The organism is Streptomyces sp. NPDC048664 (genome assembly GCF_040650555.1).
GTDB lineage: Bacteria > Actinomycetota > Actinomycetes > Streptomycetales > Streptomycetaceae > Streptomyces.
This window is the reverse complement of the sequence record NZ_JBEZHK010000005.1, coordinates 285,932-299,973: the sequence shown is the minus strand read 5'-3', so window position 1 is coordinate 299,973 and position 14,042 is coordinate 285,932. Positions and strand designations below refer to the sequence as shown.

At 71.6% G+C, this 14,042-nt stretch carries 13 protein-coding genes, 2 tRNA genes and 1 pseudogene; 14 read left to right on the top strand and 2 right to left on the bottom strand.

Features of this window, described 5'->3' with window-relative positions:
- The first annotated feature begins 186 nt into the window (after positions 1–186).
- The 11 genes and pseudogenes from AB0C59_RS08395 (at position 187) to AB0C59_RS08345 (ending at position 5,548) form a co-directional block, all read left to right on the top strand.
- Positions 187–339, top strand: coding sequence for a hypothetical protein (locus AB0C59_RS08395; protein ID WP_363001913.1), 153 nt, complete (start codon positions 187–189; stop codon positions 337–339).
- An 89-nt stretch (positions 340–428) separates the two neighbouring features.
- Positions 429–584, top strand: coding sequence for a hypothetical protein (locus AB0C59_RS08390; RefSeq protein ID WP_363001911.1), 156 nt, complete (start codon positions 429–431; stop codon positions 582–584).
- 82 nt (positions 585–666) lie between these two features.
- Entirely contained in the window at positions 667–1,329 is a 663-nt protein-coding gene (gene nadD / locus AB0C59_RS08385; RefSeq protein WP_363001909.1) for a nicotinate-nucleotide adenylyltransferase, read from the top strand.
- 16 nt (positions 1,330–1,345) lie between these two features.
- Positions 1,346–3,181, top strand: a complete 1,836-nt coding sequence (locus AB0C59_RS08380) for a LytR C-terminal domain-containing protein (protein ID WP_363001907.1) — start codon at positions 1,346–1,348, stop codon at positions 3,179–3,181.
- Between the two features lie 124 nt (positions 3,182–3,305).
- Positions 3,306–3,752: a ribosome silencing factor gene (gene rsfS / locus AB0C59_RS08375; RefSeq protein WP_363001905.1), complete on the top strand. Its 447-nt coding sequence runs from the start codon at positions 3,306–3,308 to the stop codon at positions 3,750–3,752.
- A complete protein-coding gene (locus tag AB0C59_RS08370; RefSeq protein ID WP_363001903.1) occupies positions 3,749–4,417 on the top strand; it encodes a histidine phosphatase family protein in 669 nt (222 codons plus the stop codon). The genes rsfS and AB0C59_RS08370 overlap by 4 nt, the downstream gene beginning before the upstream one ends.
- A 120-nt stretch (positions 4,418–4,537) precedes the next feature.
- Positions 4,538–4,610 (top strand) — tRNA-Ala (locus AB0C59_RS08365).
- A 90-nt stretch (positions 4,611–4,700) separates the two neighbouring features.
- Positions 4,701–4,841 (top strand): annotated as a pseudogene (locus tag AB0C59_RS08360) (MFS transporter); the annotation flags it as partial.
- Between the two features lie 69 nt (positions 4,842–4,910).
- A complete protein-coding gene (locus tag AB0C59_RS08355) occupies positions 4,911–5,084 on the top strand; it encodes a hypothetical protein (RefSeq protein ID WP_363001901.1) in 174 nt (57 codons plus the stop codon).
- A 3-nt stretch (positions 5,085–5,087) separates the two neighbouring features.
- Entirely contained in the window at positions 5,088–5,321 is a 234-nt protein-coding gene (locus AB0C59_RS08350; protein WP_016643127.1) for a hypothetical protein, read from the top strand.
- A gap of 154 nt (positions 5,322–5,475) precedes the next feature.
- A tRNA-Ala gene (locus AB0C59_RS08345) sits at positions 5,476–5,548 on the top strand.
- A 162-nt stretch (positions 5,549–5,710) separates the two neighbouring features.
- On the opposite strand, the gene AB0C59_RS08340 is transcribed toward AB0C59_RS08345, so the two are convergent.
- Positions 5,711–7,324 carry an NADH-ubiquinone oxidoreductase-F iron-sulfur binding region domain-containing protein gene (locus tag AB0C59_RS08340; protein WP_363001899.1) on the bottom strand — a complete coding sequence of 538 codons (1,614 nt, stop codon included), beginning with the start codon at positions 7,322–7,324 and terminating at the stop codon, positions 5,711–5,713.
- On the bottom strand, positions 7,324–8,700 hold the full coding sequence (locus tag AB0C59_RS08335; protein ID WP_363001897.1) for a cytochrome b/b6 domain-containing protein: 1,377 nt from the start codon (positions 8,698–8,700) through the stop codon (positions 7,324–7,326). Before AB0C59_RS08335 ends, AB0C59_RS08340 begins: the two co-directional genes overlap by 1 nt.
- Positions 8,701–9,172: 472 nt before the next feature.
- Between AB0C59_RS08335 and leuS the strand changes: the two genes are divergently transcribed.
- From leuS to AB0C59_RS08320, 3 genes are all read left to right on the top strand, one after another.
- Complete coding sequence (gene leuS / locus AB0C59_RS08330) at positions 9,173–12,052, top strand: leucine--tRNA ligase (RefSeq protein ID WP_363001895.1); 2,880 nt, start codon at positions 9,173–9,175, stop codon at positions 12,050–12,052.
- 131 nt (positions 12,053–12,183) lie between these two features.
- Entirely contained in the window at positions 12,184–12,942 is a 759-nt protein-coding gene (locus tag AB0C59_RS08325; protein ID WP_363001893.1) for a hypothetical protein, read from the top strand.
- A 73-nt stretch (positions 12,943–13,015) separates the two neighbouring features.
- The gene (locus AB0C59_RS08320; RefSeq protein ID WP_363001891.1) at positions 13,016–13,861 is read left to right on the top strand and encodes a DegV family protein; all 846 of its coding nucleotides are present in this window, start codon (positions 13,016–13,018) and stop codon (positions 13,859–13,861) included.
- Positions 13,862–14,042 lie beyond the last annotated feature (181 nt).

The following is a 14,042-nucleotide window of genomic DNA, read 5'->3' as shown; positions in this document are numbered from 1 at the left end:
CGGGCGCGCGACGACAGCTACGGCACCTCGCCGCGTTGTCGGATCGTCCGCATACATCCAGTATGCGGACGACCCTCCGCCTTGCGATGCACCGCGTCTGACGCCGCACGCTGATCCGCCGCGGATTACGGGACAGCCCTTGGGCGGAGATACCGTGGCAGGGCACACCCTCGAAGGAGCGATCCCATGGAGCACACCTCCGCCGTCTGGCTCACCGAAGCAGCCGCGGCAGCCCATCGGCAGGGCTCCGGCGACCTGCTCCGCGTCGTCCTGATCGTCATGTTCTTCGGCTGCATCCTGACCGCGTGGTTCCTGCTGCGGGGCTACAGGCGCAAGTGACGACGGAGTCGGCGTGATCGCCGCGGGGCAACCCGCTTACGATGAGTCGACATCTTTATCCCGCCCACACCGGATAGGTTCTGCCGAAGATGAGCTTCCACAGCACCGCTGCCCAGTTGGCCACCCTCGCCGAGGGCGAGAGCGAGCACCACGCGAGCCTCAGCCCGTTCGTGACCGGCGGGTCGGCCCTCTTCATCCTCCTCCTGCTGCTGTGGGTCACCACGCGCTTCAACCGCGACCGCTGAACCCGGCGCGGTGCCTGATCCCGGCCGCCCGAGAGGGCCTGTCGGCCGGAGCCCGGCGGCCGGGCCGGTAGGGTCTGCACGCATGGGAGAGCAGCACATGCCCACCGGTCCGGTGAAGGGCCCGGGATACGGCCCCGGAAGCGGGCCCTCGAACCCGGGCAAGCGTCGCCTGGGCGTCATGGGCGGAACCTTCGACCCGATCCACCACGGGCACCTGGTCGCGGCCAGCGAGGTCGCCGCGCAGTTCCATCTGGACGAGGTGGTGTTCGTCCCCACCGGGCAGCCGTGGCAGAAGACCGACCGCAAGGTGGCACCCGCCGAGGACCGCTATCTGATGACGGTCATCGCGACCGCGGAGAACCCGCAGTTCTCGGTCAGCCGCATCGACATCGACCGCGGCGGCCCCACCTACACGACGGACACGCTGCGGGACTTGAAATCCCTCAACCCGGACACCGACCTCTTCTTCATCACCGGTGCCGACGCGCTGGGTCAGATCCTGACCTGGCGCTACACGGACGAGCTGTTCTCCCTCGCGCACTTCGTCGGCGTCACCCGGCCGGGACACGTCCTGACCGACCCGGGCCTTCCGGAGGGCGGGGTGTCCCTCGTCGAGGTTCCCGCGCTCGCCATCTCGTCCACGGACTGCCGTGCGAGGGTCGCCAGGCGCGACCCCGTCTGGTACCTCGTGCCGGACGGCGTGGTGCGCTACATCGACAAGCGGCAGCTGTACCGCGGCGACTGAGCCGAGAGGGGCACCGGTGAACGACCGATACGACGGATACACGGGCGGCGACCAGTACGAGCTCGTCGGCTATGACGAGTTCGGGCAGCCTGTGTACCGGCAGGTCGCCCCGCGGCAGCAGTTCCCGCAGCAGCCCCAGGGCTACGACCCCTACGGGACCCAACAGCAGCCCCAGGGCTACGGATTCGACCCGTACGGAGCCGTCCCGCAGCAGACCCGGACGCCCTACGACACCGGCGGCCGGCAACCCGCCGCCCCGTACGACCCCTATGACCCCTACGGCCCCGCCGGCGGAGCGGACACCGACGGCGGACACGACGGGCACGACGGGCACGAGGGGTACGACCCCTACGGCCGGACCGCGCCCGGCTCCCCGCCGCCGCGTCCCGACGGGCGGACCACCCGCATCCCGCAGCAGGCGGGCCCGGCCGACGGCGGCCCCGGCCAGGCCGCCCACGGCGGTCGCGGCCCGCTGGGCGAGGACGCGGACGGCCGGGCCGAGGCTCCCGGCGCCACCGGGGAACCGCGCGGCGGCGACCACGTACCCGGGCACGGACCCGATCAGGGCCGCGGCCGGGCCGGTGAGCAGGACGACGAGGAGTTCGCCTTCGCCGAGGAGGCCGACGGCGAGTCCGAAGACGTCATCGACTGGCTGCAGTTCACCGAGAACCGCACCGAGCGCCGCGAGGAGGCCAAGCGCCGCGCCCGCAGCCGGATCACGGCCCTCGTGGTGGTGCTCGTGCTGGCGGTGGTGGGCGGCGTCGGCTACCTCTGGTACGCGGGCATGCTGCCCGGCACCTCCGCGGGCGGCGCGTCCGCCACGACCGCCGCCACCGGCGCCCAGAACCGCGACGTGATCGTCGTCCATCTGCACAACACCGAGGGCGGCGGCACCTCCACCGCGCTGCTCGTGGACAACACCACCACCAAGCAGGGCGCCACCGTCCTGCTGCCCAACTCCCTCGCCCTGACCCCCGACGACGGCGAGACGACCACCCTCGCCAAGTCGGTCTCCGACGACGGCTCCTCCGGGACCAGCGACGCCATCGACTCGGTGCTGGGCACCAGGATCGAGGGCACCTGGCGGCTGGACACGCCGTACCTGGAGAACCTCGTGGAGCTCGTCGGCAACATCGAGGTCAGCACCGACGCCGACGTCCCCGACCCCGCCGCCAGGAAGGGCGGCGGCGCCCCTCTCGTGCACAAGGGGCAGGACCAGACCCTCAGCGGCAAGATGGCGGTCGCCTACGCCACCTACCGGGCCGCCGGTGAGCCCCAGGACGCCCAGCTGGAGCGGTTCGGCCAGGTCATGCAGGGCGTCCTGCGCAAGATCTCCTCGGACCCGCAGGGCGCGACGACCACCGTGCAGACCCTCGCCCAGATCCTCGACCCCTCCCTGAGCGACAAGGACCTCGGCGCCTTCCTCGCCAAGCTCGCCGACCACGCCAAGAGCGGCGACTACAAGACGGAGCTGCTGCCGGTCCAGGCCGGCGGCGCCGTCGGCCAGAAGGCCACCGACACCGTGGTCAAGCCGCTGCTGGGCGGCACCGTGAGCAGTCCGCCGGACGGCGGCGCCGTCCGGGTCGGCGTGCAGAACGCCACCGGGTCCACGTCCACCGCGGCCGGTGCCCGGCTCTCGCTCGTCAACGGCGGCTACACCTACATCGACGCAGGGACCACGACCTCCCGGACCGCGTCCGAGGTCCTGTACGCCGATGACGGGGACAAGGAGAACGCCGTCGAGGTCGCCAAGACCCTGGGCCTTCCCACCGGCTCCGTGCGGAAGGGCAAGGTCACCACGGGCGCCCGTGTCTCCGTCGTCCTCGGGCAGGACTACAGGGCGCAACAGTGACGCGAGGCGGCGCCACGGGCCCGCTCCCCGGGACTCCGGGGAGCGGTCCGGTCGCCGCAGGGGGTGCCGGCGGCGGCACGTGAGACCCTTGACGTACCACTGACCGCCTACGGAAAGCCCTGTAGTGACCGCCACGGACCGTTCCCTCGAGCTCATCAGCACCGCCGCGCAGGCGGCGGCCGACAAGCTCGCGCACGACATCATCGCCTACGACGTCAGCGACGTGCTGTCCATCACGGACGCCTTCCTGCTGGCGTCCGCGCCCAACGACCGCCAGGTCAAGTCGATCGTCGACGAGATCGAGGAGCGGCTGAACAAGGAGCTCGGCGCCAAGCCGGTGCGCCGCGAGGGAGACCGGGAGGCCCGCTGGGTGCTCCTGGACTACGTGGACATCGTGGTCCACGTCCAGCACAGCGAGGAGCGTGTCTTCTACGCCCTGGAGCGGCTGTGGAAGGACTGCCCCGAGCTGGAGCTGCCCGAGGACGCCAGGGCGACCCGGGGCAAGGCCGCCGAACACGCCCGGCTGACGGCCGCCGAGGACGACGCCGAGCCGGGTGGGGACCTGCGGTGACGTCCCCGGGCGCGAGCACCGCGGAGAAGGGCCGGGGCCGCCGGCTCATCCTGTGGCGGCACGGCCAGACGTCGTGGAACGTGGAGCGCCGCTTCCAGGGCTCCACGGACGTCGAGCTGACCGAGACCGGGATCGGGCAGGCGCGCCGCTCGGCCCGGCTGCTCGCCTCCCTCAAGCCGGACGCCATCGTGGCCTCGGACCTCAAGCGCGCCGCCGCCACGGCCGCCGAGCTGGCCGCGCTCACGGGCCTGGAGGTCGTCCACGACGAGGCCCTGCGGGAGACCTACGCGGGCGCCTGGCAGGGGCTGACCCACGAGGAGATCATCGCCCGGCACGGCGAGGAGTACGCCGCGTGGAAGCGGGGCGAGCCCGTGCGCCGCGGCGGTGGCGAACTGGAGACCGAGGTCGCCGACCGCGCCGCCCCCGTGGTGCTGCGGCACGCCGAGAAGCTGCCCGAGGACGGAACCCTCGTCGTGGTCAGCCACGGTGGCACGATCCGCACCACCATCGGCCGGCTGCTCGGGCTGGACTCCCACGACTGGGAGAGCCTCGGCGGCCTGTCCAACTGCTGCTGGTCCGTCCTCGGACGGGGTGTGCGCGGCTGGCGGCTCCTGGAGCACAACGCCGGCACCCTGCCCGAGCCGGTCCTCGGCGACGACGACTGACACCTCCTCACGAGAGCCGGAACCCGGATTTCACTTTCCGGCAGGTCGCAGGCTAAAGTTCTTCTTGTTCGCCCCGCCGAGCGGGGCGCGACACCACACGACTCCGGTCGGGTGGCACGAGGGGCTATAGCTCAGTTGGTAGAGCGCCTGCATGGCATGCAGGAGGTCAGGAGTTCAATTCTCCTTAGCTCCACAGATCGACACTCTTGCGGTGTCAGAGATCGGTGATGAGAGTCCCGTCCCGTCAAGGGGCGGGACTTTCCACGTTTCAGACACTTCTCTTTCTCTGTTCCCGAACGGGTTTGAGTCACTTGGGGCTCCCGGGGCGTATACCTCTTCGGACGCGCTCCTCGCGTGCCTGTACGCGCCGGCCGCGACAGCCACACCGGGGGCGGTGTCCGGACTGGTACGAAGGCGTCGCTGACCGTATCGGCCCGGCCGTGGCAGAATCAGACGGCCGGAAGGGGGCGCGGCCCGACGGGAGGGAGTAGCGATGCCTGCGAGCATCCGCGGGGAGGCCACGGGCCTTCCCGGAGTGGCGGTGAGACGTCAGAAGGCCACCCCCCTCGACTGCCCTTCCTGCGGTTCGTCCCATGTCGCCCAGGTCCTCGGTGACAACGGCGGCGTCTCCTACGTGTGCACGGCCTGCGGCCACAGCTGGAGCTGATCGATGGGTGCACACAGGCGGAAGTGCGACTGGTGCGGCAGCGGCACGCCCATCGTGCGGGACATGGAACCCGTCAACCCCGACTACCAGTACTGGTGCGAGGAATGCGCGCGGGCGCTGATCATCAAGGGCGACCCGATCGAGACCTACCGGGAGCTGGAGGGCGAGCCGATCTACGGTCGCCTCCTGGACGAGCACTGCACGCTCAAGCGCTTCTACTCGTTCGCCACGGCGTGAGTAGGGCCGGCCCGGTCCGACGGGCGGTGTCGGCCCAGGTCCGGGCGGGGCGGAAACGATTTGGTGTTTCACCCGGTGGACCGTGTAATGTTGGCGTCGCCGCCGGGGAAACCGGGCGACACGGTGACAACGCGGTTCGGCCGCGTGGCCACGAGGGGCTATAGCTCAGTTGGTAGAGCGCCTGCATGGCATGCAGGAGGTCAGGAGTTCAATTCTCCTTAGCTCCACAAGACTTGAGGCGGTTCATCCCATCGGATGGACCGCCTTCGTCGTATGTGCGCACCCGTCCGCGGGTGCTCCGGGCCCGCGTGGACGGGTGACAGGGAGCGCCACGGGCCACCCCCGTCGCCGGGAGTGGCCCGTGGTCGTACGACCGCCTGACGGCCCGCTCAGCGGCCGAGAGCGCGCCGCCCGCGGCCCTGCGAGAGCACCGGCAGGTTGCGCGACGGCGCGATGGCCCGGGTGTCCTCCTCGATCCGCAGCGCGAGCGCCGGGCAGCGGCGCACCGCCCGCAGCGCCTTCGCCTCCGCGTAGAGCGGCACCGGGGCCTGCGCGACCGTCGGGAACCCGTCGGCGCCGAGTTCGAAGACCTCCGGGAGGATGTCCGCGCACAGGCCGTGGCCGCGGCACAGCGTCCAGTCCACGAAGATCTTCTGACGGCTGGCGCCCGCCTCGGGCTCGGCCTGGCCGCCGCCGGGGATGCCCGTGAGCGTCCTGCCCCCCTCGAACAGCGGCAGCACGCCCTCCACGGGCCTGCCGCAGCCGTTGCCGAGGACATGGGCCGCCAGGTCGTCCGTGAAGGCCTTGATGGTCGATTCCAGGAACATCGCCGAGCCGTCCGGGTGCGAGCACGCACCGCGCCTCTTCACGGCCTTGGCGACCTGCTTGAGCGCCTCCAGGGCGGCGGGGCCGCCGCCGTTCATGATGTCCTCCATGCCTCGGGCCGCCGCGGGCAGACCGAGGTAGCAGGGGCCGCACTGGCCGGCGCTCTCCTCGGCCAGCCACTTGGCCACCTGGAGGGACTCCCCCAGCGGGCACGTCTCCTGGCTGATGGGCAGGATCGCGCCGGCGCCCAGCGAGCCGCCGACGGCGTCCAGGGAGTCGCGCGAGACGATCGCCTCGTTGACCGTCGCCGCGTCGATCCACTTGCCGTGGTAGCCGCCGGTCAGCACGCCCTGGGGGACCGGCGGGGCGCCGGCGAGCTGGAGGACGTACCGCAGGGGCACACCGGTCGGCACCTCGATCACCATGGGGCGGTCGACCGCGCCCGAGACGGTCAGCATCACGGTGCCCGGCTCGTCGTACAGACCGGTGTTGCGGTAGCGCTCGGCGCCGATACGCGCGGCGATGGCCAGCTGGGCGAACGTCTCCGCGTTCGACAGCAGGGTCGGCGCGCCGCCCACGCCGCTCTGGGAGGCGCTGGTCTTGCGGCCGGGCGGGATCGGCGGACCGCCGTCGATGGACCGCACGAGCGAGGCGGCCGCACCGGTGACCATCCGCACCGGGTTGCGCTGCACGCGCGCGCGTATGGGCGCCCCCCGCCGGTCGCTCAGACCGCGCTCGGCCAGCGCCTGCTCCATCGACCGCTCGGTGGAGGCCCTGGTCACGCCGACCACGAGTTGGCGTGCGCCGAGAGCCTCGGCGACCAGCAGGGCGCCGTCCAGGATGAGATGCGGAGCACGGTTGATCAGCACCGTGTCCTTGCGGCAGGCCGGTTCGTCCTCGCTGCCGTTGACGACGACGACCGGCCGGACACCGCGCCGGATCGCCGACTCCGCGACCGACCGCAGCTTCCTGTGGAAGGGGAAACCCGCGCCGCCGCGCCCCTTCAGGGAGATCTGTTCGGCCAGTTGCGCGAGCTGTTCGCCGCCCATCGGTTCCAGCGGGCCGTGCACCTTGAGGTGCATGGGCAGGTCGAGTCGCTCGACAAGGTCAAAGCCCGACGTGAGCTGCGGAAGTCCGACCACGCGGACCTCTGGGACGTCGGGCAGGGCCTCGTTCACTAAAAGCCTCCGGAAGGCGCGTTCCAGGATTCGCCGGCTCCCGGCGTGCCGTAGGTGCCGGGTCGCGTTTCCGTCGCGGGAGCGCTGTTGTACGTGTTGGTGGAGTTGTACGTGCCGTACAGGGGGTTCGTCTCACCCGTGTCGTACATCTCACCTCCGCCGTAGCCGTTGTACCCGCTCTGCCCCGTATTGCCGTAGGGCGGGATGGTGTACCCGGTGTCCTGGAGCGGGTCGTACGCGGACGGGGGCGCCTCGCCGACCGGCGGCGGGGAGGGGACGGGCCAGCTGCCCGAGCCGCCGCCCGGGGTCTCGATCCTGGGGATCGCGCCCGTGGAACGCGGGTCCGGGGGCAGGTCCATGCGCTGGGTCGCGTCGGGCATCCCCGGCGTCCCGGCGCGCGCGGTGGCGCCCACGGCCCGGTAGGCCGCCGCGAAGCCGTTCGCGGGCTCCGGGCTCATGGTGCGGGTCTCGGGGATGCCGAAGGCGGCCGAGGAGGGCTGCGGCGGGATGAAGCCCCCGCCGACCCCGAGCCCGCCGCCCGCGAACCCACCGCCGCCCGCGACCCCGCCGGCCGTCGCGAAGCCCCCGGTGGCACCGGGGCCGGTGGCGGCGCCGCGCGCGCCGAACCCCGTCGCGGCCTCCGCGTTGCGGGCACGGCTGGCGTCCAGATCGTCGCGGCCGGAGCGCTCGGAGGTGCCGATGATCGCGAAGACCTTGTCGGCCACCTTGCGCTTGAACGGGCGCGGGGCCGCGCGCAGGCCGAGTGCCGCCATGACCCCGATCAGGCAGAGCTCGTAGGACACCATGAAGAACGGCTTGGCCGCGCGTCCGGCGTACAGGCCGTGGATCAGCGCGGCGCACCAGGACGGGTAGGCCAGCATGTGCATCATGCGCCAGCGCGCCGCGACCGGTGCCGGGGAGGCGAAGTTGCTGCGCAGCGCGCCGGTGACGCCCACGAAGATCATGAGCAGGCCGGCCAGGGAGCCGAAGCCGATCAGTCCGCCCGTTCCGCTCACCCCGAGGCTGAACGGGATCAGCGCGGCGATCAGGACGGTGTGGTCGAGCGCCAGCTTGACGGTGACGTGCACCAGGAGGAAGGCGATGGAGGCGACCGCGGTCGTCCGGTGCACGGCCTGCGCGACGATCCGCTGGCGGATGTTGAGGAAGATCCGGTCCTGGGCGATCAGGCCCCAGATGACCGAGCAGCTGAGGGAGACGAGGGAGAGGACACCCGCTCCGAAGTTGAGGAAGTCCTGCACCGCGTTGCCGCCGGCGAGCACGATGACGGGTATCAGCAGCAGTACCGCGGCCGACGCCATGCCGTACGCCGAGCGGCCGGACTTGGGTAGCGAGCGGTTACTACGGGGTGGGTTCATGGGGGCAACTCCGAACAGTTTCGGGAAGGCGGTCCCGCTGCCGCACTCTAAGGGGCACCAAACCGAGCGGTACGAGGTTTGAGTTGTTGCGTTGTCATCAAAAGGGCAACGGGGCGGTTGCGATGTCCGAATAGCTGCCGTTACGCGAAGTAACCATGGAGCGCTGTTCAGCTTTTCGATGCCTTCACAACTGGACCGTCAACGTCTGAGTACGGCTGCGCCGCGCGTTGGGTTCACCCGCCCCGGCCCCGGAATGCGGCGACGGCGGCGCGTCGCGGCACGCTGGGGCCCTGCGGTACCCTGACGCCATGCGTGCCGTACGCCTTCTGCTTAGCGGGCCGCGCTGATCAGTCCCGACCCCGGGTGTCCGGTGGTCGGCATCGGCGCGGCGTCCCCTCCTGTGCGAGGGGATTTTTCATTTCCTGAGGGGCCGCAGCCGCAGGCAGAGACGATCGATGGAGCTTTGAGAATCATGAGCGAGACGAACCCCGCCATGGCCGCCACCGCGGCTGAGGCCGCGCCGCACCGCTACACGGCCGCCATGGCGGCCGAGATCGAGGCACGCTGGCAGGACTTCTGGGACGCCGAGGGCACCTACGCCGCCCCGAACCCGAGCGGCGACCTGGCGGGCGATCCGGAGCTGGTCGCCAGGCCCAAGAAGTTCATCATGGACATGTTCCCGTACCCCTCGGGCGCGGGCCTGCACGTCGGCCATCCGCTGGGCTACATCGCCACCGACGTCTTCGCCCGGTTCCAGCGCATGACCGGCCACAACGTCCTGCACACCCTGGGCTTCGACGCCTTCGGCCTGCCCGCAGAGCAGTACGCGGTGCAGACCGGCACGCACCCGCGGGTGTCCACCGAGGCCAACATGGAGAACATGAAGGCCCAGCTGCGCCGGCTGGGCCTGGGCCACGACAAGCGCCGGTCGTTCGCCACGATCGACCCGGAGTACTACAAGTGGACCCAGTGGATCTTCCTGCAGATCTTCAACTCCTGGTACGACGGCGAGGCGCGCAAGGCCCGCCCGATCGCCGAGCTGATCGCCCAGTTCGAGTCCGGTGAGCGAGCCGTCCCGAACACCACGCGCGCGTGGAACACGCTGAGCCCCGTCGAGCGGGCCGACGTCCTGGGCGAGTTCCGACTGGCCTACGCCTCCGACGCGCCCGTCAACTGGTGCCCCGGCCTGGGGACCGTCCTGGCGAACGAGGAGGTCACCGCCGACGGCCGCTCCGAGCGCGGCAACTACCCGGTCTTCAAGGCCAAGCTGCGCCAGTGGAACATGCGCATCACGGCCTACGCCGACCGGCTGCTGGACGACCTGGAGGGGCTGGACTGGCCCGACGCGATCAAGCTGCAGCAGCGCAACTGGATCGGCCGCTCCGAGGGCGCGCGCGTCGACTTCCCGATCGACGGCGAGTCCGTCACGATCTTCACCACCCGCCCCGACACCCTGTTCGGAGCCACCTACATGGTGCTGGCGCCCGAGCACCCGCTGGTCGACAGGTACACCCCCACGGCCTGGCCCGAGGGCACCCACGAGGTGTGGACCGGCGGCCACGCCACCCCGACCGAGGCGGTCGCCGCCTACCGCGCCCAGGCCGCCTCGAAGTCCGACGTCGAACGGCAGGCCGAGGCCAAGGACAAGACCGGCGTCTTCACGGGCGCGTACGCCATCAACCCCGTCAACGGCGAGAAGGTGCCCGTCTTCATCGCCGACTACGTCCTGATGGGCTACGGCACCGGCGCGATCATGGCCGTCCCGGCCCACGACAGCAGGGACTTCGCCTTCGCGCGCGCCTTCGAACTGCCGGTCCACTGCGTGGTCGAGCCCACCGACGGCCGCGGCACCGACACCGGCACCTGGGACGACGCCTTCGTCTCCTACGACGCGACGATCGTCAACTCCACCGGTGACACCGTCTCGCTGGACGGCCTGGGCGTCGTGGACGCCAAGGCGCGCATCACCGAATGGCTGGCGCGCGAGGGCATCGGCGAGGGGACGGTCAACTTCCGTCTGCGCGACTGGCTGTTCAGCCGCCAGCGCTACTGGGGCGAGCCGTTCCCGATCGTCTACGACGAGGACGGCGTCGCCCACGCGCTGCCCGAGTCGATGCTGCCCCTGGAACTGCCGGAGGTCGAGGACTACTCGCCGCGCACCTTCGACCCGGACGACGCCGACACCCGGCCCGAGACCCCGCTGTCGCGCAACGAGGAGTGGGTCGACGTCACCCTGGACCTGGGCGACGGGCCGAAGAAGTACCGCCGCGAGACCAACACGATGCCCAACTGGGCCGGCTCGTGCTGGTACGAACTGCGCTACCTGGACCCCCGCAACGAGGCGCGGCTGGTCGACCCCGGCATCGAGCGCTACTGGATGGGCCCGCGCGAGGGCATGCCGCACGGCGGCGTCGACCTGTACGTCGGCGGCGCCGAGCACGCCGTCCTGCACCTGCTGTACGCGCGGTTCTGGTCCAAGGTCCTGTTCGACCTGGGCCACGTCTCCTCCGCCGAGCCGTTCCACAAGCTGTTCAACCAGGGCATGATCCAGGCGTACGTCTACCGCGACAGCCGCGGCATCGCGGTGCCCGCGGCCGAGGTGGAGGAACGCGACGGCGCGTACTACCACCAGGGCGAGAAGGTCAGCCGCCTGCTGGGCAAGATGGGCAAGTCCCTGAAGAACGCGGTCACTCCGGACGAGATCTGCGCCGAGTACGGGGCGGACACCCTGCGCCTGTACGAGATGGCGATGGGCCCCCTGGACGTGTCGCGGCCGTGGGACACGCGCGCGGTGGTGGGCCAGTTCCGGCTGCTGCAGCGGCTGTGGCGCAACGTCGTGGACGAGACGACCGGCGAGGTCACCGTGGTCGACTCCGAGCCCGACGAGGAGACCCTGCGCGCCCTGCACAAGGCCGTCGACGGCGTCCGCCAGGACCTGGAGGGCCTGCGGTTCAACACCGCCATCGCCAAGATCACCGAGCTGAACAACCACCTGACCAAGGCGGGCGGCAGCCTGCCGCGTCCGGTCGCCGAGGCGCTGGTGCTGCTGATCGCGCCGCTGGCCCCGCACGTCGCCGAGGAGCTGTGGCGGCGGCTGGGCCACCACGACTCGGTCGTCCACCAGGACCTGCCGGTCGCCGACCCCGCCTACGTCGTGGACGAGACCGTGACCTGCGTGGTCCAGATCAAGGGCAAGGTCAAGGCGCGCCTGGAGGTCTCCCCGTCGATCTCCGACGAGGAACTGGAGAAGACGGCGCTGGCGGACGAGAAGGTGGCCGCCGCGCTGGACGGCGCCGTGATCCGCAAGGTGATCGTGCGCGCGCCGAAGCTGGTCAACATCGTCACGGCGTAGTCGCCGCGGCCGACCCCCTACGGGCGGGTTCGGGGCGGGTTCGGGGTTCGTACGGAACCCCGGGCCCGCCCCGTGCGTTTACCGTGGAGGGAGGCGCAGCAGCCGAAGGCGCCGGGCCGAGGAGGAGCGTCGTGGAAGCCCTGTTGACCGTCATCGCGCTCCTGTTCGTGCTGTGTGTGGCACTGGGGGTGTACGCGACGGTGAAGGTGGTCGGCACGGCCAAGCGCGGCGTGGACCGCACCATCGCCCAGGCGCGGCGCACCGTCGAGGACACGGGCCTGCGCGCCAAGTCCCTCGCCCAGCCGGGGCCGGCGGGCGAGATCGCGAGCCTGAGACTGGCGCTGCGCACGTCGATGAGGGCCACGCAGGAGGCCCTGCACGCGGGCGCCGGCGCGGATGAGTCGCTCAAGGAGTCGCTGGGCCTGTTCCACCGGCTGAGCGCCCACGGACGGGAACTGGACGCCGAGCTCCGGCGCCTGGAGACGGAGCCGGACCGCTCGGCGCTGGCCCGCCGACTGCCCGAACTGCGTGAGCGCACCGAGCGGATCACCGGCTCGGCGGACTCCCTGCGCTGGGCCGCGCACGACCGGGCGCACCGGTTCGCGGACGACGACCTGGACATGCTGAGCGCGCAGATCGACCTGGAGGCCGGTGCGTTGCGCCACTGGACCAGGGAGCGGCCGGAGCCGTCCGCCTCGACCTGGCCGGGGCCTCCGGCCACGGGAACTCCGGCCACGGGCCCGGCGGCCGAGGCGGCCGACGGCGGTATCCGGCCGGAGACGGCCGAGTCCCGCCCGGCCCGGGAGGCGGACCGGCCCGCTCTCGGCCCGCGAGGGCAGCGGCCCGCGTATGCCTGGCAGAAGAAGCCCCGGCCCGAGCGCGCCCCGTGATCCAGCCACGATGAGCCCAGGTCGCGAGGGCCCGGGCTGCCGTCCGACCCGAGTGACAGGTAACCTCCAGCCCATGTCCCGCCATGTCGCGATCGTCACCGATTCAACGGCCTACCTGCCGCCGCGGACGATGGAGCGCCACGGCATCACCGCGGTGCCGCTGACCGTGGTCCTGGGCGACCAGGCCCTGGAGGAGGGCACCGAGATCTCCGCCCGCGCGCTGGCCCAGGCCCTGCAGAAGCGACGTCCCGTCACCACGTCCCGGCCCAGTCCCGAACTGTTCGCCGAGACCTACCGCACGGTCGCCGAGGCGGGCGCGACCGACATCGTCTCGCTGCACCTGTCCTCCGAGCTCTCCGGCACCTACGACGCCGCGGTGCTGGCCGGCCGCGAGGCCCCCGTGCCGGTGCGCGTGGTCGACACCGGCATGGTCGCGATGGCGCTCGGCTTCTGCGCGCTGGCCGCGGCCGAGGCCGCCCAGGCGGGCGGCACGGCCGACGAGGCCGTGGCGGCGGCGGAGAAGCGGGCCGCGGGCACCGCCGCGTACTTCTACGTCGACTCCCTGGACCATCTGCGGCGGGGCGGCCGGATCGGTACCGCCCAGGCGCTGCTCGGCTCCGCGCTCGCAGTCAAGCCGCTGCTCCAGCTCGCCGACGGGCGCATCGAGTTGCTGGAGAAGGTGCGGACGGCGTCCAGGGCGATCGCCCGCCTCGAGGAGATCGCGGCCGAGCGAGCTGGCGCCGCACCGGTCGACGTGGCGGTCCATCATCTCGCCGCCCCCGAACGGGCGTCGGCACTCGCGGACCGCCTGCGGGAGCGGGTCCCGGGCCTGGTCGACCTGCATGTGAGCGAGGTCGGAGCGGTGATCGGGGCGCATACGGGACCGGGACTGCTGGGGGCGGTCGTCTCGCCGCGGTGAGAGACGCGCGGCGGTGAGTCGTGCGCCGTGGTGAGTCGTGCGCTCCGCGAGGGCACGTGAGGGTGACGGAGTTTTCCACAATCCGGGGGTGATCCCCGGGAACCATCCAAGATCATCGCGGGTGGGGTGACGTGCCGCATCCTCGGCGCATGGCACTTCGATCACACCCACGCACAGCGAA

Coding starts and splice junctions, on each gene's coding strand:
- AB0C59_RS08395 (WP_363001913.1), top strand. CDS start 187: ATGGAGCACACCTCCGCCGTCTGGCTCACCGAAGCAGCCGCGGCAGCC.
- AB0C59_RS08390 (WP_363001911.1), top strand. CDS start 429: ATGAGCTTCCACAGCACCGCTGCCCAGTTGGCCACCCTCGCCGAGGGC.
- nadD (WP_363001909.1), top strand. CDS start 667: ATGGGAGAGCAGCACATGCCCACCGGTCCGGTGAAGGGCCCGGGATAC.
- AB0C59_RS08355 (WP_363001901.1), top strand. CDS start 4,911: ATGCCTGCGAGCATCCGCGGGGAGGCCACGGGCCTTCCCGGAGTGGCG.
- AB0C59_RS08350 (WP_016643127.1), top strand. CDS start 5,088: ATGGGTGCACACAGGCGGAAGTGCGACTGGTGCGGCAGCGGCACGCCC.
- AB0C59_RS08335 (WP_363001897.1), bottom strand. CDS start 8,700: ATGAACCCACCCCGTAGTAACCGCTCGCTACCCAAGTCCGGCCGCTCG.
- leuS (WP_363001895.1), top strand. CDS start 9,173: ATGAGCGAGACGAACCCCGCCATGGCCGCCACCGCGGCTGAGGCCGCG.
- AB0C59_RS08320 (WP_363001891.1), top strand. CDS start 13,016: ATGTCCCGCCATGTCGCGATCGTCACCGATTCAACGGCCTACCTGCCG.